The sequence below is a fragment of the Aeromonas sp. sif0611 genome (assembly GCF_019218845.1).
In the GTDB taxonomy this organism is placed as follows: domain Bacteria; phylum Pseudomonadota; class Gammaproteobacteria; order Enterobacterales; family Aeromonadaceae; genus Aeromonas; species Aeromonas media.
The window spans coordinates 43,654-64,771 of record NZ_JAHUWU010000013.1 but is presented as its reverse complement, the minus strand read 5'-3'; the positions used below and the strand labels follow the sequence as shown (position 1 = coordinate 64,771).

General features: G+C 62.5%; 17 protein-coding genes. 10 read left to right on the top strand and 7 right to left on the bottom strand.

Annotated features, from left to right (window positions below; genetic code table 11):
- The 4 genes from hemB to KW824_RS20105 all read left to right on the top strand — a co-directional run bounded on the left by hemB (position 1) and on the right by KW824_RS20105 (position 6,901).
- Entirely contained in the window at positions 1 to 1,020 is a 1,020-nt protein-coding gene (gene hemB / locus KW824_RS20120; RefSeq protein ID WP_218410834.1) for a porphobilinogen synthase, read from the top strand.
- A 220-nt stretch (positions 1,021 to 1,240) separates the two neighbouring features.
- A complete protein-coding gene (gene prlC, locus KW824_RS20115; RefSeq protein ID WP_171272960.1) occupies positions 1,241 to 3,283 on the top strand; it encodes an oligopeptidase A in 2,043 nt (680 codons plus the stop codon).
- Between the two features lie 240 nt (positions 3,284 to 3,523).
- A complete protein-coding gene (locus KW824_RS20110) occupies positions 3,524 to 6,091 on the top strand; it encodes an EAL domain-containing protein (RefSeq protein WP_043132457.1) in 2,568 nt (855 codons plus the stop codon).
- A gap of 51 nt (positions 6,092 to 6,142) precedes the next feature.
- The gene (locus tag KW824_RS20105; RefSeq protein ID WP_256351440.1) at positions 6,143 to 6,901 is read left to right on the top strand and encodes a class I SAM-dependent methyltransferase; all 759 of its coding nucleotides are present in this window, start codon (positions 6,143 to 6,145) and stop codon (positions 6,899 to 6,901) included.
- Positions 6,902 to 6,968: 67 nt separating this feature from the next.
- Here the strand turns inward: KW824_RS20105 and KW824_RS20100 are convergent, their stop codons facing one another.
- From KW824_RS20100 to rhlB, 4 genes are all read right to left on the bottom strand, one after another.
- A complete protein-coding gene (locus KW824_RS20100) occupies positions 6,969 to 7,223 on the bottom strand; it encodes a Rho-binding antiterminator (RefSeq protein ID WP_218410833.1) in 255 nt (84 codons plus the stop codon).
- A gap of 30 nt (positions 7,224 to 7,253) precedes the next feature.
- A complete protein-coding gene (locus KW824_RS20095; protein WP_042648689.1) occupies positions 7,254 to 8,240 on the bottom strand; it encodes a DUF4382 domain-containing protein in 987 nt (328 codons plus the stop codon).
- 202 nt (positions 8,241 to 8,442) lie between these two features.
- Positions 8,443 to 9,933, bottom strand: coding sequence for a guanosine-5'-triphosphate,3'-diphosphate diphosphatase (gene gppA / locus KW824_RS20090; RefSeq protein WP_005328890.1), 1,491 nt, complete (start codon positions 9,931 to 9,933; stop codon positions 8,443 to 8,445).
- Between the two features lie 13 nt (positions 9,934 to 9,946).
- The gene (rhlB, locus tag KW824_RS20085; RefSeq protein ID WP_042648688.1) at positions 9,947 to 11,236 is read right to left on the bottom strand and encodes an ATP-dependent RNA helicase RhlB; all 1,290 of its coding nucleotides are present in this window, start codon (positions 11,234 to 11,236) and stop codon (positions 9,947 to 9,949) included.
- A gap of 113 nt (positions 11,237 to 11,349) precedes the next feature.
- On the opposite strand from rhlB, the gene trxA reads away from it, so the two are divergent.
- From trxA to fre, 5 genes are all read left to right on the top strand, one after another.
- Complete coding sequence (trxA, locus tag KW824_RS20080) at positions 11,350 to 11,676, top strand: thioredoxin TrxA (protein WP_025328829.1); 327 nt, start codon at positions 11,350 to 11,352, stop codon at positions 11,674 to 11,676.
- Between the two features lie 206 nt (positions 11,677 to 11,882).
- Positions 11,883 to 13,148, top strand: a complete 1,266-nt coding sequence (rho, locus tag KW824_RS20075; RefSeq protein WP_010672370.1) for a transcription termination factor Rho — start codon at positions 11,883 to 11,885, stop codon at positions 13,146 to 13,148.
- Between the two features lie 107 nt (positions 13,149 to 13,255).
- Positions 13,256 to 14,263 (top strand): hypothetical protein, encoded by a 1,008-nt coding sequence (locus KW824_RS20070; protein WP_218410832.1) that lies wholly within the window; start codon positions 13,256 to 13,258, stop codon positions 14,261 to 14,263.
- Positions 14,264 to 14,296: 33 nt separating this feature from the next.
- The gene (gene ubiD, locus KW824_RS20065) at positions 14,297 to 15,766 is read left to right on the top strand and encodes a 4-hydroxy-3-polyprenylbenzoate decarboxylase (protein WP_005328898.1); all 1,470 of its coding nucleotides are present in this window, start codon (positions 14,297 to 14,299) and stop codon (positions 15,764 to 15,766) included.
- 155 nt (positions 15,767 to 15,921) lie between these two features.
- Complete coding sequence (fre, locus tag KW824_RS20060; RefSeq protein ID WP_218410831.1) at positions 15,922 to 16,620, top strand: NAD(P)H-flavin reductase; 699 nt, start codon at positions 15,922 to 15,924, stop codon at positions 16,618 to 16,620.
- A 103-nt stretch (positions 16,621 to 16,723) separates the two neighbouring features.
- Here the strand turns inward: fre and KW824_RS20055 are convergent, their stop codons facing one another.
- A complete protein-coding gene (locus KW824_RS20055; protein WP_041206692.1) occupies positions 16,724 to 16,981 on the bottom strand; it encodes an accessory factor UbiK family protein in 258 nt (85 codons plus the stop codon).
- A 301-nt stretch (positions 16,982 to 17,282) separates the two neighbouring features.
- Between KW824_RS20055 and KW824_RS20050 the strand changes: the two genes are divergently transcribed.
- On the top strand, positions 17,283 to 19,700 hold the full coding sequence (locus tag KW824_RS20050) for a VolA/Pla-1 family phospholipase (protein WP_218410830.1): 2,418 nt from the start codon (positions 17,283 to 17,285) through the stop codon (positions 19,698 to 19,700).
- 111 nt (positions 19,701 to 19,811) lie between these two features.
- On the opposite strand, the gene glpG is transcribed toward KW824_RS20050, so the two are convergent.
- Positions 19,812 to 20,645 (bottom strand): rhomboid family intramembrane serine protease GlpG, encoded by an 834-nt coding sequence (gene glpG, locus KW824_RS20045; RefSeq protein WP_218410842.1) that lies wholly within the window; start codon positions 20,643 to 20,645, stop codon positions 19,812 to 19,814.
- 29 nt (positions 20,646 to 20,674) lie between these two features.
- Positions 20,675 to 20,998, bottom strand: a complete 324-nt coding sequence (glpE, locus tag KW824_RS20040; RefSeq protein ID WP_005330007.1) for a thiosulfate sulfurtransferase GlpE — start codon at positions 20,996 to 20,998, stop codon at positions 20,675 to 20,677.
- Positions 20,999 to 21,118 lie beyond the last annotated feature (120 nt).

Below are 21,118 nucleotides of genomic sequence, written 5' to 3'. Positions count from 1 at the left end.
ATGGCCATAACTCTTCCGGGCGCCTTTCCGGGTCGCCGCCTGCGCCGGGTGCGCAAACATGATTTCAGCCGTCGTCTGGTGCGCGAGAACCAGCTGACCGTCAACGATCTCATCTATCCGGTGTTCGTGCTGGAGGGGGAGGGTCAGCGTGAGGCCGTCGCTTCCATGCCGGGGGTGGACAGGCTATCCATCGATCTGCTGCTGGCGGAAGCCGAAGAGCTGGTGGCCCTCGGCGTACCCGCCATCGCCTTGTTCCCGGTGACGCCGCTGGCGCAGAAGAGTCTGCTGGCGGAAGAGGCCTACAACCCGGATGGGCTGGCCCAGCGGGCCACCCGTGCCCTCAAGGCTCGCTTCCCCGAGCTGGGTGTCATCACCGACGTGGCGCTGGATCCCTTCACCACCCATGGTCAGGACGGCATCATCGATGACGAAGGCTATGTGCAGAACGACATCACCACCGGGATCCTGGTGAAGCAGGCGCTCTCCCACGCCGCCGCCGGGGCCGACATAGTGGCGCCGTCCGACATGATGGATGGCCGCATCGGGGCGATCCGTGCCGCACTGGAAGAGAACGGCTTCGTCAACGTCCAGATCATGGCCTACTCCGCCAAGTACGCCTCCAGCTACTACGGCCCGTTCCGCGATGCGGTAGGCTCCGCCGCCAACCTCGGCAAGAGCAACAAGGCGACCTACCAGATGGATCCGGCCAACGGCAACGAGGCATTGCACGAGGTGGCGCTGGATATCGCCGAAGGGACCGACAGCGTCATGGTCAAGCCGGGCATGCCCTACCTGGACGTGATCCGTCAGGTGAAGGATCAGTTCGGGGTGCCGACCTTCGCCTACCAGGTGAGCGGCGAGTACGCCATGCACATGGCGGCGATCCAGAATGGCTGGCTCAAGGAGAAGGAGTGCGTGCTGGAGTCCCTGCTCTGCTTCAAGCGGGCCGGTGCCGACGGCATCCTCACCTACTTCGCCAAGCGGGTAGCCCAGTGGTTGAAAGAGGACGCCCAACGCTGAGGCGGGTAGCGTCCATGCCCCACAATGCCGGCCAAAGTGCCGGCATTGTCGTCTCCGGACGCCGAATTGCTGCATTAATGAGCAGGTTTTTGCGAAATGTGGGCAGCTAGCCCGGCTCTCGGCGGCAAAGGCTTGATAAATGGGGTTTCTGCCTACATCTTAGATGGTCCAAGCAGGCTTCTGGACGGCAGGGGCTGCAGAGCATTTAGAGGTACCGCAGATGACTAACCCTTTGCTGACAATGGACTCGCTGCCCCCTTTCAGCCAGATCCAGCCCGATCAGGTGCAAGCTGCCGTGACGCAGGCCATCGCCGATTGCAAACAGAAGATTGAGGATGTGCTGGCTCAGCGGGATCCCCACACCTGGGACAGCCTGATCGCCCCGCTGGAAGAGGTCAACGACCGCCTGTCTCGAATCTGGTCGCCGGTCAGCCACCTCAACGCCGTGCTCAACAGCGAGGCGCTGCGCGCCGCCCATGACGCCTGCCTGCCGCTGCTGTCCGAATTCCAGACCTATGTCGGTCAGCATGAAGGCCTCTATCAGGCCTACCTGACGCTCTCCGAGAGCGACGATTTCCCCTTGTTGAGTGGTGCCCAGCGCAAGGAGATCCTCAATACCCTGCGCGACTTCCGCCTGTCCGGTATCGGTCTGCCCACCGAGGCGCAGCAGCGCTACGGCGAGATCCAGGCTCGCCTCTCCGAGCTGGCCTCCCGCTTCAGCAACAATGTGCTGGACGCGACCCAGGGCTGGAGCAAGCTGGTGACCGACGAGGCCGAGCTGGCCGGTCTGCCGCAGAGTGCGCAGGCCGCCGCCCGCCAGCTGGCGGAGCAGAAGGGTCAGCAGGGCTGGCTGTTCACCCTGGATATTCCCTCCTACCTGCCGGTGATGATGTATGCCGACAACCGTGCATTGCGCGCCGAACTGTATGAGGCTTTCACTACCCGCGCCTCGGATCAGGGCCCCAATGCCGGCAAGTGGGACAACTCCGCCATCATGAGCGAGCTGCTCACCCTGCGTCGCGAGCTGGCCCAACTGCTCGGCTTTGCCAACTACGCCGAGCTCTCCTTGGCCACCAAGATGGCGGACAAGCCCGAGCAGGTGGTGAACTTCCTCACCGATCTGGCGGCCAAGTCTCTGCCGCAGGGCAAGGCCGAGCTCGAAGAGATCCGCGCCTTCGCCGCCGAGCAACACGGTCAGAGCGAGCTGGCGGCCTGGGATCTCGCTTACTACGCCGAGAAGCTCAAGCAGCACAAGTTCTCCATCTCCGACGAGCAGTTGCGCCCCTACTTCCCCGCCAGCAAGGTGGTGAAGGGACTGTTCGAGGTGGTGAGACGGGTATTTGGCATCAAGGTGCGCGAGCGCCTCGGTATCGACACCTGGCACCCGGACGTGCGCTTCTACGACATCTTCGACGCCGAGGACGAGCTGCGCGGCAGCTTCTACCTCGACCTCTATGCTCGCGAGCACAAGCAGGGCGGCGCCTGGATGGATGTCTGCCTCGGCCGTCGCTACCGTCAGGATGGCTCGCTGCAAAAGCCGGTGGCCTACCTGACCTGCAACTTCAACGGCCCGGTGGACGGCAAACCCGCCCTGTTCACCCACAACGAGGTGGTCACCCTGTTCCACGAGTTCGGCCACGGCATTCACCACATGCTGACCCGCATCGACGTGGCCGGTGTCGCCGGCATCAACGGTGTGGCCTGGGACGCAGTGGAACTGCCGAGCCAGTTCCTGGAGAACTGGTGCTGGGAGTCCGAGGCGCTGGCCTTCATCTCCGGCCATCACGAGACCGGCGAGCCGCTGCCTGCCGATCTGCTGGAGAAGATGCTGACTGCCCGCAACTTCCAGGCGGCGATGCAGATGCTGCGCCAGCTGGAGTTCGCCCTGTTCGACTTCCGCCTGCACCGGGAGTTTGACCCGGCCAATCCGGAGCAGATCCCGGCCTTGCTGAGCGAAGTGCGCAGCCAGGTGGCGGTGATGACGCCGCCGGCGTTCAACCGCTTCCAGCACAGCTTCTCCCACATCTTCGCCGGGGGTTATGCGGCGGGCTACTACAGCTACAAGTGGGCCGAGGTGCTCTCCGCAGATGCCTTCTCCCGCTTCGAGGAGGAGGGGATCTTCAATCCGGCCACTGGCCAATCCTTCCTGAAAAACATTCTCGAGAAGGGTGGCTCGAAAGAGCCGATGGAGCTGTTCCGTGCCTTCCGCGGTCGCGAGCCCAAGGTGGATGCCTTGCTGCGCCACAGCGGGATCGCCGCGTGAGGCGCCGTCTATGCTGCGGGCGAGAGCCCCAACTGGATGCTTTACCGCTCGATGGCGAGAGCTTCAAGCAGGTACACATTTGCGGCATAGTGGGATCGAAACGTGATTTTTGAGAGAAAAAGGGACCTTTTGGTCCCTTTTTTCAAGGCTTTTTAATATCTTGCGGAGTGCATGTTTGCACTGTCCCCGCCTCTTCAGTAGAGTCGGGTTCTACCTTCCTGGGAGAGAAAGAACCTTGCCATGAGGCGAGCACTCGAGTCTGTCTATCAAATCATCTCAAGCCTGTCTCATTCGAGTGGTCAGGGATATTTCGATACCTTTGTGAGTGAAATCGCCAACGCGGTCGGGGCTGACTTCGTCCTGATTTCAGGCAAGGATCAGGCCGGGCTCTTCTTTACCGTGCATGCCGCCTATCCCGCCTCCCTCGACATCAACTCCTACAGTTTCCCTCTCGCGGATACCCCGGGTGAGATCGTCATGCAACAGGGGGAAGCCTGGTTCAGCGATCGCACCCGGGAGCTGTTCCCCCATGCAGCCGTGCTGGAGCGCTGCCAGGTCAGGAGTTATGCCGGCGTTGCACTGAAGAGCGCCGAGGGCGAGACGCTGGGGTTGTGCAGCGTCATGTTCAAGCGGGCCACCCCCAGAATGGACAAGATCATGGGGTTGCTGCGCCTGTTGGCGCCGCTCGCCGGCCGTGAACTGGCCCTGATGTATCAGCAGCAGTTGCTGGCGCCGTCACCAGCTCAGCCGGAATATCCCCACTTCCTGGACACCATGATGTCCCATGCGCCGGTCGGCATCGGTAAACTCGACCTGAACGGCAGGATCCTCTGGGTCAATCCGGCCATCGAAAAGATGCTGGGTTACAGCCAGCAGGAGCTGCAGCAGCTCACCGTCGCCGAGCTCAACCACCCCGACGACTGGCTGACCAGCATCCCTCTCTACGATGGGCTCAAGCGGGGAGAGCGCCCCGCCTTTACCCAGGAGAAGCGCTACCTGCACCGGGATGGTTCCGTGCTGTGGGGCCGGGTGACGGTGACCCTGATCCGCAACGAGCAGATGCATCCCGACTACCTCATGGTGGTGCTGGAGAATATCGACCCCATCAAGCGCCATGCGGAACAGCTCAAGCTCTCCCACCGGGTCTATGACAACCTCTCCGAGGCGATCCTGGTGTGCGACGCTGATAGCCGCATCATCTCGGTGAACCCGGCGTTCGAGAAGATCACCGGCTACAGCGAGGAGGAGGCCTGCGGCCAGCGCCCCAGCATGCTCAAGTCCGGGCTGCACGATCAGACCTTCTACGCCGACATGTATCATGCCCTCGAGCGCGTAGGGATCTGGCGTGGTGAAGTGTGGAACAAGCGCAAGAACGGCAAACTCTATCCTCAGCAGCTGATGATCAGCGCCTTGCGCGAGGGGGGACGGATCAGCCAGTACATCGCCATCTTCAGCGATCTCTCCCAGACCAAGCTGGCGGAGCAGAAGATCGCCGCCCAGGCGAACTACGACAACCTCACCGGGCTGCCGAACCGCTGGTTGTTTGGTCGCTGCCTCACCCGCTTCTGCGAGCGGGGGGAGCGCTTCGCCCTGATGGTGCTGGATCTCAACAACTTCAAGGCGGTCAACAACAGCATGGATCACCATGTGGGCGACGCCCTGCTGCGCGAGGTGTCGGATCGGCTGGTGAGCCGGGTGCGCACCGAGGATCTGGTGGCCCGCATCGGCGGCGACGAGTTTGCCTTTCTGGTGCCAGGCATAGTCAACCGGCGCCAGGCCGAGGTGTTCGCCAAGCAGGTGATCGGCGGCTTTGCCCGGCCCTTCATGCTGGCGAACCAGCATCTCTATGTGACGGCGACCATGGGCATCACCCTCTGTCCCTATGACGGCGGTGACGGTGACGAGCTGCTGCGCAACGCCGAGCAGGCGCTGTTCGTTGCCAAGCGGCAGGGACGCTCCCTCGGTACCTACAGCGCCTCCATGCGCGAAGAGGTGAGCCAGCGCCACCAGATGCAGCAGGATCTGGCGGAGGCCATCAAGCTGGCGCAGCTGACCATGGCCTATCAGCCCATCTGGGACAATCGCAGCGGTCGGGTCGCCAAGCTGGAGGCCTTGGTGCGCTGGTATCACCCTCACTGGGGGCAGGTCTCACCGGCGGACTTCATTCCGCTGGCGGAGGAGGCTGGGCTCATCCAGGGATTGGGGGCGCTGGTGCTCTGGCAGTCGTGCCGGGATCTGGCCCGGCTGCAGAAGTCCGGCTTCCCTGATCTGCAGATGTCCATCAACCGCTCCACCCTGGAGTTCCAGACAATCGATCCCGAGGCGAACGAGTGGCTCAGGGTGATCCGTCACTTCGACCTGGACCCGGCGGACATCATCATAGAGATCACCGAGTCCCTGTTGATGGAGAGCAGCGATCAGCACAGGGTGCGGATCGATGCCCTGCGCGAGGCGGGCTGCAAGCTGGCCATCGACGACTTCGGCACCGGCTACTCGGCGCTCAACTACCTGCGCACCTTCCCGGTGGATCTGGTCAAGATCGATCGCTCCTTCGTGCGCCACATCCCCTTCAACGAGCAGGACAGGTTGCTGCTGGACGGCATCATCAACATAGTGCACAACCTCGGCATGCAGGTGGTGATCGAGGGGGTGGAGACCCGGGAGCAGCTCAACTTCCTGTGCCAGAAGGGCTGTGCCTTCACCCAGGGCTATCTGCTCAGCCGCCCGCTGCCCTATGACGATCTGGTGGAATACCTGACCCTCAACCGCCAGGGGATGAACCTGGCCAACCTGACCACGGTGAGCTGATCCCCTGCTTCTGCTATCATGCCCGCTTCCGTGCCGCCATGAGTCTTCGTTATGCCCCATATCCAGGTTTTCAGTGAAGTGCCCGCCCGCGATGGCGAGCTGGACGCCCTGCGACTGCGTCTGGCCGAGGTGGAGTTTCCTGCCCCTTTTGCGCTGGTGCTGACTGACGCGCGGCTGGAGCTGCGCAAGCTGGACGAACCCAAACTTGGCGCCGTCTATGTGGACTTCGTGGAAGGGGCCGTGGCCCACAGGCGCAAGTTCGGTGGTGGCCGCGGCCAGTCCATCGCCAAGGCGGTGGGGCTGAAATCCGGGGCCATGCCGACCGTGGTGGATGCCACCGCCGGGCTCGGCCGCGATGCCTTCGTGCTGGCCTCTCTCGGCTGCAAGGTGACCCTGATCGAGCGCAGCCCCGTGGTGGCGGCCCTGTTGCAGGACGGCCTGGCGCGGGCGGCGCAGGATCCCGAGATAGGTTCCTGGGTCAGCGAGCGCATGCATCTCCTGCAGGGGCCTGCGGTGGACAACCTGCTGGCGTTGCCGGAGCGGCCCGAGGTCATCTACCTGGACCCCATGTTCCCCCACAAGCAGAAGTCGGCGCTGGTGAAGAAGGAGATGCGGGTGTTCCAGTCCCTGGTGGGGCCGGATCTTGATGCGGATGCCCTGCTGCCGGCGGCACTGCAGATGGCGGACAAGCGGGTGGTGGTGAAGCGGCCGGACTATGCGGGCTGGCTCAACGAGCACAAACCCAGCATGGCCATCGAGACCAAGAGCAACCGCTTCGACGTCTATGTGATGGCGGCGCTGGCGGGTTAAGGCCAGCCGGGGTCGAGATACAAAAAAGGAGGGCCAACCTATGTTGGCCCTCCTTTTTACCTTGAGGTCAGCTGGCGGGGACGAAGCGGATATGCCGCGCTTCCCCCTGCCAGACGAGATCCAGGGTCGCCAGATCGGCGAGGCTGAGACGCTCACCGCTCTCCAGCAGCAGATACTCGACGCCGTCACTGGCCTCTATGGTGCGGACCCTGTCATCCCACCGGCGACCGTCGCGGCTGGCGAGGGTCACCGGCAGTTGCCAGCGAGCGGCGATCTCGAGCCAGTCGTAGAGGTCACAGCTGATGGGTTGATAGTCAGCCATGATGCTTCTCGCCCCTGATCCCCTGGCCTCTCACTGGAAGTTGATGCTGGTGGTGGGAGCTACCACCGCCTGAGCCTTCAGCACCTGCTCCAGTTGCAGCGGGTCGCCGGCCAGTTCCGGATCATCCTCGTCGCCGTTGCAGACCAGCGTCATGTCGTAATTGCCGAGGTTCACGAAGCCCAGCTCGTAGCCGTAGCCACCACCAGCCAGGGGCAGTACGGGGGCGCTAGCATAGAAGCCGTTGTCGAGGTCGGCCATGTCGGGATAGGCATCATCCCCCACCGGCCGCAACTCGTCGTAGAAGTAGACGAAGGCCTTGTCGGTCAGCAGACCACCGCAGAGCCCCTCGGCCACAGTGCCACTGACGGTCGCTACCTCGGTATTGTTCACCAGACGCACGCCTCTGGGTTTGAGCTTGTAATACTCCTCATGGCCCGGCAATACCATGGAGTGACGCAGGTCGAACTCGGTGGTGAAGGCGCTGAGACCGTTGGCGGCAATGGTGAAGGCATCCAGCTTCAGTTCATTGCTGGGGACCTCCAGCGGCTTGATCACACCATCATCCTGCCTGACGTAGGAGTAGGGGGTGCCATCCAGAAACTGGTTGCCCGCATCCCGGCCATCCAGGACCCGCAGCCGCATCTGGCTGTATTCGCCGGGAACCACGCTCTGGCTGGCCAGCAGGGGGCGGCTGGCGGAGCCCGGGTATTTCAGCAGGTCGATGTAGGTAAACAACGGGTGTCCCGAGCTGTCGAGGGGGATGAGTTCCCCTGCCGGCGTGCAGCCATCGTCCTGGGCCGAGGTCAGGAAGCTGGCGGTGCTCCATGCCTGCTCTGTGCCTGAGACGGGATGGATGCTGATGTTGGAAACGGCGATGCAGACCTTGCTGACCGAATCCACCGGGGCGTCGGAGAAGGCCAGGGACATCTGGGCGTTCTGTGGGTTGTCGTTGCTGTCGCTGCCGCCACCACAGGCGGTCAGCAGGGCGGTCAGGCCGATCAGGGTCAAATGTTTCATGGTTTCCGTTCCTATGGGAGAGACAATCCAACTCTAGCCGAGCTGGCGATAGAGGCTAGATGGCTGGAGGGAACGGAGATCCGGGGTTTGGTTAAAAATTAAATAAAATCAAAGGAAAGGCCTTGAATGGTGCCGAACCTGGCTGCGAAAGAGATTGTCGGAACAGATGGGAAAAGGAGCAGAGTGGGCGCGTGGCGCCCAATCAGGCTTCCTGCACGCGGGTGGGCCAGCCCATCTTCTGCTGGCGTTCCATTTCGAGTCGCAGTTCGCTGGCGCGCAGGTAATGTTCGTCCATCCATCCCTTGGGCAGAGTCAGAGTCAGTGACTCCTCCTCGGCCTGCAGGGTGAAGCTGGGCACAGTGCCCTGGGTGCGGCGCATGCAGAGGATCAGCGCGATGCGCAGGATGCGGGCCAGCCGGATCGCCTGGCGACCGGTGACGGCGCCCTGTTTTTCCAGGGTATCCAGCTTGAAGTCGTCCCGCTGGTTGAACAGCAGGGCCGACAGCAGCTTCTTCTGCGCGGGGGTGAAGCCCGGCATGTCGATGTTGTCGATGATGTAGGCAGCGTGTTGCGGCGCCTTCTTGTACTCGATGCAGAGGCCGATCTCGTGCAGCAGAGCCGCATAACGCAGGATCGGGCGTCCGTAACGCTTGGAGAGACGCCAGGCCGGCTGTAACTGGGTGAAAGCCAGGACGGCGGTGTCGCGCACCCGCTCGGCGTGCTCTTTATCCAGCTGATAGCGGCTGATCAGGCTGTCGGCGGTTCTGTCCCGGGCATCACAGTCGTGATTGTTGCCGAGCAGACCGTAGATCAGGCCTTCCCGCAGGGCGCCGCCCGCCAGGGTCATGCTCTCTATCCCCAAGGTCTCGAAGATGGCGATCAGGATGGCGAGGCCGGAGGGGAACACGGTCAGCCGCTCGGCCGCCAGCCCTTCCAGCTGAAGTTGATCCAGCTTGCCACAGGCGATGGCCTGACCCATCAGCTCCTGCAACTTCGGCAGGGTGACCCGCTCGCTCTTCCCTTGCGCCAGCATGATCTCCTGCAGCGCTTGCACCGTGCCTGAGGCGCCGACGCAGGTGCGCCAGCCGAGGGCACGGTAATCTTCCGCCACCTTCTCCAGCACCGCCTTGGCGGCGGCAATGGCCTGCTGGAAACGGGCCTCGGAGAGCTCACCGTCACCGAAGTGATTGTTGAGCCAGGTGACGCAGCCCATGTGCAGGCTGTTGAGCAGTTTTGCTTCGCTGTGCTCGCCGATCACCAGTTCGGTACTGGCACCGCCGATGTCGATCACCAGCCGGTTGCCTTCCCCTGCAGAGGTCCAGGAGACCCCTTCATAGATGGTCTTGGCCTCTTCCTCGCCCGAGATGATCTCGATGCTGTGGTTGAGTACCCGTTCCGCTTCGCTGAGGAACTCATCGACGTTGGTGGCGAGGCGCAAGGTGGCGGTACCCACCACCCGGATGTTGTCAGACGGAATGTCCTGCAACTGCTCGGAGAACAGGCGCAGACAGTCCCAGCCCCGCTCCATGGCGGCACGGCTGAGACGAAATTCCGGATCGAGACCGGCGGCGAGGCGAACCTTGCGCTTGACCTTGGTGACGGTGCGCAGGGCACCGGCGACCTCGCGCACCACCAGCATGTGAAAGCTGTTGGAGCCGAGGTCGATGGCGGCATAGAGAGGCGAGTTGTGCAACTGGGCCAGTCCCTCAGTTCTTGCGTGGCGGACGGCGGCGGTTGTTGCTGTTGCCACCACCCTGGCGATCCCGCATGTTGCGGTTCACCGGCTGGCGGTTGCGGAACACCCGTTTCGGGGCGGTTACGTCATCCAGCAGGGATTCACGATCGTACTTGCTGACCGGGATGGGGTGGTGGATGTACTCCTCGATGGCCGGCAGGTTGAAGGCATAGTCTTCACAGGCCAGGCTGATGGAGTGACCGCTCTTGCCGGCACGACCGGTACGACCGATGCGGTGTACATAGTCTTCGGCGTCGTCGGGCAGGTCGTAGTTGAAGACATGGGTCACGTCGGGGATGTGCAGACCACGGGCAGCCACGTCGGTGGCGACCAGGATGTCCAGCGTCCCCTTGGTGAAGTCTTCCAGGATCTTCATCCGCTTCTTCTGCGGCACGTCACCGGTCAGCAGGCCGACGCGATGGCCGTCGTTCTCCAGCCACGCATGCACGTCTTCGCAGACATGCTTGGTGTTGGCGAAGACGATGGCTTTTTCCGGCCACTCCTCTTCCATCAGGGAGAGCAACAGCAGCATCTTGTCTTCGTTGGAGGGGTAGAACAGCTCCTCCTTGATCCGCACGCCCGTCATCTGTTCCGGCTCGATCTGCACGTGTTCCGGGTGGTTCATGTGCTCGTAGGCCAGCTCCTGCACCCGCAGGGAGAGGGTGGCGGAGAACAGCATGCTCAGACGCTCGGTGGCGGGCGGCATGCGGCGGAACAGGAAGCGGATGTCCTTGATGAAGCCGAGATCGAACATGCGATCCGCTTCATCCAGCACCACGACCTGGATGTTGCCCAGATCGATCACATTGGACTTGAAGTAGTCGATGATGCGGCCCGTGGTGCCGATCAGGATGTCGACACCCTGTTCCAGCACGGCCAGCTGCTTGTCATAGCCTTCGCCACCATAGGCGAGGCCGAGCTTGAGCCCGGTGGAGGCGGACATGCCTTCTGCATCGTTGTAGATCTGGACCGCCAGCTCCCGGGTCGGGGCCATGATGATGGCGCGGGGCTGGTTGACGAGGCGCGGCCTGGTCAGCGGATGGGTCAATAGATAGTTGAAGGTCGCGGCCAGGAAGGCAAGGGTTTTGCCGGTCCCCGTCTGGGCCTGACCGGCGAGGTCATGGCCTTCTACCAGCAGCGGCAGAGACAGTGCCTGGATGGGCGTACAATAGTGAAATCCCTTTGATTCCAGACCAGCCAGAACTTCGGGTTCGAGGCCCATTTGGGCGAATTTTTCGGTCGTTAGATGTGTTTTGCTCATGGCGGTAGGTTATCAGGTTAGGCTTGCAATAATAAACAGGATCATTTCAAATAGGGCAACTATTGCCTTTGTTGAACCATCAATAAAGCCTTAATTACTGACTGGAGTTGGAGATGAGTGACAAGATTGTTCAGCTGAGCGATGCCAGCTTCGAGGCCGATGTAATCAAAGCCGACAGCCCCGTTCTGGTCGATTTCTGGGCTGAATGGTGCGGTCCGTGCAAGATGATTGCCCCGATCCTGAACGAAGTCGCCCAAGAATATGCCGGTCGCGTGACCGTGGCGAAATTGAACATCGATCATAACGCCGACACTCCGCCCAAGTATGGCATTCGCGGTATCCCGACCCTCTTGCTGTTCAAGAATGGCGAAGTGGCAGCGACCAAGGTCGGCGCCCTGTCCAAGACTCAGCTGAAAGAGTTCCTGGACGGTAACCTGTAATAATCAAGAAGGAGCGCATTGCAATAATGCGCTCCTTGTGTTTTATCACCTAGACGCTCATCCCGATTGGTGCTAGTTTATCGCTCGTTTGCTAACCTTTTTGCCTGACTCCTTGCTTAACAGCAGCCTGGCAAGTCAAATCCGATCAGCATCAATCCAGCAGACTGTCTCCTCATTTCAATCCTTGCTTACAGACTTTCACCACTATGAATCTGACTGAATTAAAGAACACTCCTGTGTCCGAGCTGGTACAGCTTGGCGAATCCATGGGGTTGGAAAATCTGGCTCGGGCGCACAAGAAAGACATCATCTTCGCGATCCTCAAGGCGCACGCCAAGGGTGGCGAGGATATCTTTGGCGACGGTGTGCTGGAAATCCTGACCGACGGCTTTGGCTTCCTGCGCAGCGCAGACGGCTCCTATCTGGCAGGCCCGGATGACATCTATGTCTCCCCGAGCCAGATCCGCCGCTTCAACCTGCGTACCGGTGATACCATCTCCGGCAAGATCCGGCCACCGAAAGAGGGTGAACGCTACTTCGCCCTGCTCAAGGTCAATGACGTCAACTACGACCGTCCGGAAAACTCCCGCAACAAGATCCTGTTCGAAAACCTGACTCCCCTGCACGCCAACGAGCGTCTGCGCATGGAGCGTGGCAACGGTTCTACCGAAGACATCACCGCTCGTGTGCTGGATCTGGCTTCCCCGATTGGTAAAGGCCAGCGTGGCCTGATCGTCGCACCGCCCAAGGCCGGTAAGACCATGCTGCTGCAGAACATCGCCCAGAGCATCGCTTACAACCACCCGGACTGCGAACTGATCGTTCTGCTCATCGACGAGCGTCCCGAAGAAGTGACCGAGATGCAGCGCATGGTGAAGGGTGAAGTGATCGCTTCCACCTTCGACGAGCCTGCCTCCCGTCACGTCCAGGTTGCCGAGATGGTGATCGAGAAGGCCAAGCGCCTGGTCGAGCACAAGAAGGACGTGGTGATCCTGCTGGACTCCATCACCCGTCTGGCGCGCGCCTACAACACCGTCATCCCGTCATCGGGCAAGGTGCTGACCGGTGGTGTGGACGCCAACGCCCTGCATCGTCCGAAGCGCTTCTTCGGTGCGGCCCGTAACGTCGAGGAAGGCGGCAGCCTGACCATCATCGCCACCGCGCTGATCGATACCGGCTCCAAGATGGATGAAGTCATCTACGAAGAGTTCAAGGGTACTGGCAACATGGAACTGCACCTCTCGCGCAAGATTGCCGAGAAGCGCGTCTACCCGGCCATCGACATCACCCGCTCCGGCACCCGCAAGGAAGAGCTGCTGACCGCGCCGGACGAGCTGCAGAAGATGTGGATACTGCGCAAGATCATTCACCCCATGGGCGAGATCGACAGCATCGAGTTCCTCATCGACAAACTGGCAGCCACCAAGACCAACGACGAATTCTTCGACTCCATGAAGCGTCAGCAGAAATAACTGCATCTTGGAATGACAGAACCGCGGCCCAGGTCGCGGTTTTTGTTTATCTATTTCACGGCTGGCTTAGTAGTATGTAGCCTCGATGTCACAAGGAAAGGGACGTCATGAAGCTGGTGTTGTTCATATGGATGGGTTGGTTGTGGCTGGTTGCCCCGGCGCATGCCGATACCCCGCCGCAATTGCAGGCTCCCCTGGTGGCGGACGAGGGACTGGAGGGGCACCGGGCGTACCTGGACGGCCGCATGGCGCTCGGGCAGTTTGATGCCATGGACTCGTTGCTCGAGACCCTGTCGGTGGGGCAGCGGGAGTATTTGCTGCATCAGTTGTTGAGCGGGCTCAAGTCCTCGAATGCCCCCAGTCCCGCCCTGCTGGCCTGGGTGCGGGCGCAGGCCGCCAAGGCGCCGCAATGGCTAGTGGAGGGGGAGGTGGACGGTTTCCTGGTCCAGCTGCCCGCCTATGATTTTGCCGCCGAGGCCCGGCTGGTGCTCAGCCACTGGCAGCAACTGGCCTGGCAGGACAACTACCGCCAACTGCTGGAGCAGAACCGCTTCGATTACAAGCAGCTCTACTACAGCCGCAACCCTGAGCTGGCCCGGCAGCAACAGGCGCTGCTGGCCGTGCTCGATGACCAGCCCGTTCCAGTGCTGCGGCGCGAGGCCGGCCGACTCGCCTCCCTCAATCTCTTCCTGCCTGACAACCAGTTGCTGCTGCACCTCATCGAACGGACGGGCGACACCGCACTGTATCTGAAGCTGTGGCGCCAGCCCGTGGATCACGACAGCCTGGCGGCCCTGCACTCCATTTCCCGCTTCCATACCGGCCAGGAGGCGAGCGATCTGCTGATCGCCGCCAGCCGCAACGGGCGGCTGATGATCCCCGCCTTGCAGCAGCTCAGCCGGCTTTCACCGCTGCCGGACGGTGCCCAGCAATATCTGCTGGCGGAGCTCGGCAAGCATCAATATGGCGGCCTGGTGGCCGGTCTCTTGTTGCAGATGGACGAGCCCAGGTTGCTGGGCCAGCTGGCAGACAGGCTTACCCGGCAGGAGCGACGTCACACCTCGTCCGTGATGCTGCCCGATACGGGTACACCGGATGCGCGGCCAGGGTTATAATGCGGAACCTCCTGATCCCGCTAGGGTACCTGCATGAAATACAAGGACTTGCGTGATTTCATCGCGCAGCTGGAACAAACCGGACAGCTCAAGCGCATCAGCCGCGAGATAGACCCCTATCTGGAGATGACCGAGATCAGCGACCGCACCCTGCGTGCGGGCGGCCCGGCCCTGCTGTTCGAGAATCCCAAAGGTTACTCCATGCCGGTGCTGACCAACCTGTTCGGCACCCCGGATCGGGTCGCCATGGGCATGGGCCAGCCCAACGTCGGTGCCTTGCGCCAGGTCGGGGTCTGGCTCTCCTACCTGAAAGAGCCAGAGCCGCCCCGCGGCCTCAAGGAGCTGATGGAGAAGCTGCCCATCTTCAAGCAGGTGCTCAACATGCCGACCAAGCGGCTCTCCTCGGCCCCCTGTCAGCAGGTGGTGCTGGAGGGGGATGCGGTGGATCTGGACCAGATCCCGATCCAGCACTGCTGGCCTGGCGATGTGGCGCCCCTGGTGACCTGGGGCCTGACCATCACCCGTGGCCCCTACAAGAAGCGCCAGAACCTCGGCATCTACCGCCAGCAGAAGATCGGCAAGAACAAGCTGATCATGCGCTGGCTGGATCACCGCGGCGGCGCCATCGATTTTCGCGAGTGGCAGGAGGCCCACCCGGGTGAGCGTTTCCCGGTGGCGGTGGCCCTCGGCGCCGACCCTGCGACCATACTCGGCGCGGTGACGCCGGTGCCTGATTCCCTCTCCGAATATGCGTTTGCCGGCCTGCTGCGCGGCAGCCGCACCGAGGTAGTGAAGGCCCTGAGCTGCGAGCTCGAGGTGCCCGCCAGCGCCGAAATCGTGCTGGAAGGCTATCTGGAACCGGGCGAGATGGCGCCCGAGGGCCCCTATGGGGATCACACCGGCTACTACAACGAGGTGGACGAGTTCCCGGTGTTCACCATCACCCACATGACCATGCGTCGTGACGCCATCTATCACAGCACCTACACCGGCCGTCCACCCGATGAGCCGGCGGTGCTCGGAGTGGCATTGAACGAGGTGTTCGTGCCGCTGCTGCAGAAGCAGTTCCCCGAAATCGTGGACTTCTACCTGCCACCGGAAGGCTGTTCCTACCGGATGGCGGTGGTGACCATCAAGAAGCGTTATCCCGGCCATGCCAAGCGGGTGATGCTGGGGGTCTGGTCCTTCCTGCGCCAGTTCATGTACACCAAGTTCGTGATCGTCTGCGACGACGACATCAACGCCCGGGACTGGAAGGACGTGATCTGGGCCATCACCACCCGGATGGACCCGGCGCGGGACACCACCCTGATCGAACACACCCCCATCGACTACCTCGACTTCGCCTCGCCGGTCTCGGGGCTCGGCTCCAAGATGGGGCTGGATGCCACCAACAAGTGGCCGGGGGAGAGCAACCGTGAGTGGGGTCAGCCCATCGTCCAGGACGAGGCGGTGAAGCAGAAGATCGACGGGATCTGGGACGAGTTGAAGATCCTCGACTGAGCGATCCACCCGGGCTGGCGGCCATACCGACGCAAAAGTGCGGTATTGCCGTGCCGAATTGGGTATGCTCGACTGACTTGACCACCAACTGGTCGCCATAAAAACAGTGAAACCATGAGCGAAGCGGGCCGGGCAGGCCCCTCACAAGGACAAGAATGCAACGTATCAAGTGCCGCGTAGAGGAACTGCGCGAATATGTCAACACCATCTGGCACGTGGCCCTGACGCCGCAGCAAGCGGTGAGCTTCAAGCCTGGCCAGTATCTGCTGGTGGTGATGAGCGATTCGGACAAGCGCCCCTTCTCCATCGCCAACTCGCCGACCCGCTCCGGTGTGCTGGAGCTGCAGATCGGTGCCACCCCGGAAAATGCCTACGCCGGTCAGGTGCTGGCCCGCATGCGCGAGCAGGGAGAAATCGAGATCGAACTGGCGGCGGGCAAGGCGTTCCTGCGTGACGAATCGCCACGCCCCCTGATCCTGATGGCAGGCGGCACCGGCTTCTCCTACGCCCGTGCCATCCTGGAGTATCTGATCGATACCGGCAGCAAGCGCCCTGTGTTCCTCTACTGGGGCGTGCGCCAGGCGCACTGGCTCTATGAGCAGGGGCAGATGCAGCAGTGGGAACGCGATTATGCGCCGCTGACCTTCATCCCCGTGGTACAGGAGCCTGAGGCGGACTGGACCGGCAAGACCGGCCTGGTGCACAAGGCCATCATGGATGACTTCGTCAGTCTGCATGACTACGACATCTATGTGGCCGGTCGCTTCGAGATGGCGGGTGCCGCTCGTGAGGAGTTCAAGGTGCTGGGTGCCGAGCCCGAGCGCATCTTCGGCGACGCCTACGAATTTATCTGAGCGCTAGCCGAGGGCGATTCACCAGTCTCTTCGGTGAGCCAGAAACAACAAACCCCAGCCAGGCTGGGGTTTGTCTTATGTGCCGACGGGACGTCGAGCCGGATTACTCGCCCTTGGCGCCGAGCTGCTGCTCGAGCTGGGCCAGCTTGGCCTCGAGGGCGGCCAGCTTCTCCCGGGTGCGCAGCAGCACCTTGGTCTGCACGTCGAACTCCTCGCGGCTGACCAGATCCAGCTTGCCCAGCTGGGCCTGCAGCACCTGACGGGTCTTCTTCTCCACCTCTTCACCCATGCTGCGAATGCCGGGCGGCAGGGCGTTGTGTATCTGTTTGGCGATCTCTTCCAGTTTTTTCGGGTCGATCATGGGGTTCTCCTTGAGCAATGGCGCCATTCTACCGACAAATCCCTCTCTTTGCCGAGATCGGGGCGGCTTTTTGCGCCACTGGCCCTGAAAGGCTCTGGTCGGGTCTGGCGATAACAGTAAGGCTGCTACCCTTTCTCGTCGGGGTTCAATTCCAGTTCCTTGATGTTGTACACAAAAAAATCAGATCAGATGACCGACCAGAGGCTTATTAATTGTTGCGTTGCTGTTAATATGACTCGGTCGGGTTTGGACCCTACCCCGTCAGGCTCATCATGGATAACAACATAAAAGAGATAAGGATATGAAAAAGAAGCTAATTTACGCGGCCGTCGTCAGTGCGCTGCTGAGCGGTTGTGGTGGCAGTGACGACAACAAAGGCGATACCTCAAGCTATCTCGATTATCTGCTGAGCGGCACCAATGCGGCGCGCCCCAGCGCCCTGGCCGCCCGTGCCAGTGACGGCACCCTGAAGTTCTCGACCGAAACGGCCGATCTCTCCAATCCAGTCTCCGCCCTCTCCACCCTGGATGGCTGGTCCACTACCCAGGCGATCCAGATAGTGCCCGTGACGGCCTCAGGCATCACGGTCAAGGCGCCGTCCGCCGCCGAATTCGGTGCCTCGGTGGCCCCGCTCTACCTGCTGGAGCTGGAGTTCGACAGCGCCGCCCTGCGCCCGAGTGGCGTAAAGAAGGTGCTGACCTACGGGGTGGACTTCGTGGTCGCCGAGTCGGCGGGCAAGCTGAACCTGGTGCCGCTCAAGCCGCTCAATCCGGCTTCCTACTACATGATAGTGGCGACCGATTCGCTCAAGGACAGCAGCGGCAACCCCCTGCGACCGGGTAGCGACTACAGCAACTACAAGACCAGCACCGGCAGCAATGCCCAGGAGCAGACCATCAGCGGCCTGATCGCGCTGCAGGAAGGGCTGTTCAAGGCTGCCACCGGCATCACCAGCGACCACGTGATCTTCTCCGACTGGTTCGGTACCCAGTCCGGTGCCGACGTGCTGGTGGCGGTGAAGGGTGCGGCCGCTTCCGTACTCAAGAGCCCGACCCTGGACGCTGCCGCCCTGTGGAAGCAGGATGCCCTGGGCAACACCAGCCTGCCCGGCACCTACACCCTGGGGGTGACGGCAAACGCCGCCTTCCTGACCCAGCTGGAAGCCGAGCAGTTCCTGCCCCAGGAGCAGAAGGATGCCATTGCCGCCGCCTTTGGCCCAGGCACCCCGCTCAACGGCCTGGCGCAGGCTGCCAAGGTTTATAGCGGCACCGTCAAGCTGCCCTACTTCCTCTCCTCCCCGGCCACCGCCGGCTCCTGGGACAAGGCCAGGACCCAGTCCTGGCACGGCGCCATCCCCAGCCTCTATGCCATCGCCAATGCGCTGAAGGCACAGGATGCCGAGGTGATCGGCGGCCTGGTGGGCGCCGGTGTGGATCCGGCCCTGCTGGGCGAGCTCATCGCCGATCCGAGCCGTCAGGCCGAGCTGCTGGCGGAGGCGAGCAAGCTGATCGGGGTGACCCTCACCTCCGGCGGCCAGCCACTGGATCCCGAGATGAACATAGGCCGCTTCAACCCGCTGCCAGCGCTGGAAGAGGTGCAGTCCGTGCCGATGCGGATCTTCGCCGCCGCGCCGCTGACAGCCATCACAGACGTGATCATCTATCAGCACGGCGTCACCTCGGTGAAGGAGAACGCCTACGCCCTGGCGCTTGGCCAGATCGGTGCCGGCGCCCAGGCGAGCAAGAACGTGGCCGTGGTGGTGATCGACCATCCGCTGCACGGTGAGCGCGGCTTCGCCCTGACCGGCAGCATGGACTCGGTCACCACGGATAAGAACCCGACCCCCTATCTGAACCTGAGCTACCTGACGGTGGCGCGCGACAACCTGAAACAGAGCGTGGCGGATCTGCTGGGCCTGCGTCTGGCGGTGGGGCTGGCCAATGCCAAGGGAGCCATCGGCACCGCAGGCAGCCTCAAGGTGCACTTCCTGGGTCACTCCCTGGGTGCCATCGCGGGCGCCAACCTGCTGGCGGTGGCCAACCAGTCCATCGGCAATCCCCAGGCCGATGCCCTGTTCAAGTTCGACACCGGCGGTCTGGCGATGCCGGGGGGCGGCATCGCCCCGCTACTGCTGAACTCGCCGACCTTTGGCCCGACCATCCAGATGAGCGTGCTCACCGGTAGCAGTGCCGCCCTGAAGACGGCCTTCACCGCCTATGCGCCGAACTGCAAGACCGCGGTGCCGACCTGCTTCGTCAACGAGTTCCTGCCGAGCCTGGATGCAACCACTCAGGCGAGCGCGGCCGGTACCCTGCAGAGCTACAGCTTTGCAGCTCAGTCGGTGCTGGATTCGGCGGATCCGATCAACCTTGGTCGCGGCATAGCGGCGGACTTCCCGCTGTTCGCCACCGAGATTGTCGGAGACGGCGCCCTGAGCCTGTCGGATCGGGTGATCCCGAACAGCATTGCCACCGCCCCCCTGGGTGGCACCGAGCCGCTGTTCAAGGTACTGGCCCTGCAACCCCTGAGCGCGACCGGCGCGGCCAACCACCACGCTGCCCGCTTCCTGGCGGGGGGACACAGCTCGCTGCTGGCACCGGACGAGAACTTCGATCCTACCGGCGCCGTCACCACCGAGATGCAGACCCAGTTCGGCAGCTTCTTCGCGAGCGATGGCGCCATGGTCAAGGTGACCGACGCCAGCCTGCTCAAGCAGTAAGCCTGTCGGCCAATAACAACGCCGCCCCTGGGGGCGGCGTTTTGTTTTCTGGCGAAACACTGTGGCAGCAGGCTGCGGCACATTGCTGGACACCCTGCCGACAACAACGCTTCAAACGGGCCTGTGATGCCTGTCCAGCCAGCCTTGCAGCAGGCCGACCAGCAGACCCACCAGATGGGCCATATTGGCGGTGGGGGTGCCTAGCATGTCGAAGAAGCCGAGTACCAGCCAGATCAGCATGAAACCCATCAGGGCCGGCGGCATGGTGAGGCCGCAGGCGGGCTGCAGTCTGGCACGCAGCCAGCTGTAGCCGAGCAGGGCATAGACCACCCCGGAGAGGCCGCCAAAGCGCGGGCCGCTCACGAAGAACTCGGCGATATTGGGCAGCGCGGCCCCGACCAGCAGCAGGATAAACAGCTTGCCGCTGCCGAGCCGCTGCTCGATTTGGCCGCCGAGATACCACCACCACAGCAGGTTGAACACCAGGTGCAGCACCGAGAAGTGGATGAAGGCCGGGGTGACGTAGCGCCAGGCCTGCCAGTCGGTGAACTGGGCCAGGGTCGGGTGGAACGCCAGCTCATCGAAGATGGGCAGGCCTATGGCATCCAGGGCATAGATGGCCAGGCAGGCGATGATGACCACCAGGGTCAGGGGGCCCGCCTGATGCAGAAAATCGGTGACCGGATCCGTCATCCCCTTGCTGTAGTCGATGCGGGCATCCGCCCGGCCGGACTGCCAGGAGGCCTCCATGTAGCGGGGGTGATTGGGCTCGGCGAGGAAGCGCTTCACCTCCTGCTGGGCCTGGGCGAGGCGCCGCTCGTCCGCCAGCCAGACCGAGACGCCGAGCTCGGACTGGGTCAGCTCGCACGGGATGCCGAGGGTCGCGAGGTAGTCCACCAGCGCCTGGGCCATGCGGGCGTCCCCTAGCACCAGCAGCTGGATCATGCCGGCCGGGGAGGAGTGGCCCCCCCCTGTCATGCGTCGCCTGCCTGGATCGGGAACTCCCTGCGCCAGGCCTCGAAGCCACCATCCAGGCTGTAGACGGCGTCATAGCCCTGTTGCAGCAGGTATTGGGCCGCCCCCTGGCTGCTGTTGCCGTGATAGCACATCACGATCACCGGGGTGTCGAAGTCCACCTCGTTCATGAAGCGAACCAGGGTGCCATTGGTGAGGTGGAAGGCGCCGACCGCGTGGGCCGTCTCGAAGGATTGGGGATCGCGAATGTCCACGAGACGGGCCTCACCGGCCTCCAGCTTCTGGTGGGCATCCTGGGCGCTGATATGGGCAAACTGGTCCATTGAGATGTCCTGCAAATAGATGATTGAGGGCCAGTTTACCGCAAGCCGGGGCCGGCGCTAAGTCCGCAATGTGCCTTGCCATGTGCCGCAGGATCGCAATTTCCTTCAATATCGGCTTGG

Coding starts and splice junctions, on each gene's coding strand:
- hemB (WP_218410834.1), top strand. CDS start 1: ATGGCCATAACTCTTCCGGGCGCCTTTCCGGGTCGCCGCCTGCGCCGG.
- prlC (WP_171272960.1), top strand. CDS start 1,241: ATGACTAACCCTTTGCTGACAATGGACTCGCTGCCCCCTTTCAGCCAG.
- KW824_RS20110 (WP_043132457.1), top strand. CDS start 3,524: ATGAGGCGAGCACTCGAGTCTGTCTATCAAATCATCTCAAGCCTGTCT.
- KW824_RS20105 (WP_256351440.1), top strand. CDS start 6,143: ATGCCCCATATCCAGGTTTTCAGTGAAGTGCCCGCCCGCGATGGCGAG.
- KW824_RS20100 (WP_218410833.1), bottom strand. CDS start 7,223: ATGGCTGACTATCAACCCATCAGCTGTGACCTCTACGACTGGCTCGAG.
- KW824_RS20095 (WP_042648689.1), bottom strand. CDS start 8,240: ATGAAACATTTGACCCTGATCGGCCTGACCGCCCTGCTGACCGCCTGT.
- rhlB (WP_042648688.1), bottom strand. CDS start 11,236: ATGAGCAAAACACATCTAACGACCGAAAAATTCGCCCAAATGGGCCTC.
- trxA (WP_025328829.1), top strand. CDS start 11,350: ATGAGTGACAAGATTGTTCAGCTGAGCGATGCCAGCTTCGAGGCCGAT.
- rho (WP_010672370.1), top strand. CDS start 11,883: ATGAATCTGACTGAATTAAAGAACACTCCTGTGTCCGAGCTGGTACAG.
- KW824_RS20070 (WP_218410832.1), top strand. CDS start 13,256: ATGAAGCTGGTGTTGTTCATATGGATGGGTTGGTTGTGGCTGGTTGCC.
- ubiD (WP_005328898.1), top strand. CDS start 14,297: ATGAAATACAAGGACTTGCGTGATTTCATCGCGCAGCTGGAACAAACC.
- fre (WP_218410831.1), top strand. CDS start 15,922: ATGCAACGTATCAAGTGCCGCGTAGAGGAACTGCGCGAATATGTCAAC.
- KW824_RS20055 (WP_041206692.1), bottom strand. CDS start 16,981: ATGATCGACCCGAAAAAACTGGAAGAGATCGCCAAACAGATACACAAC.
- KW824_RS20050 (WP_218410830.1), top strand. CDS start 17,283: ATGAAAAAGAAGCTAATTTACGCGGCCGTCGTCAGTGCGCTGCTGAGC.
- glpG (WP_218410842.1), bottom strand. CDS start 20,645: ATGATCCAGCTGCTGGTGCTAGGGGACGCCCGCATGGCCCAGGCGCTG.
- glpE (WP_005330007.1), bottom strand. CDS start 20,998: ATGGACCAGTTTGCCCATATCAGCGCCCAGGATGCCCACCAGAAGCTG.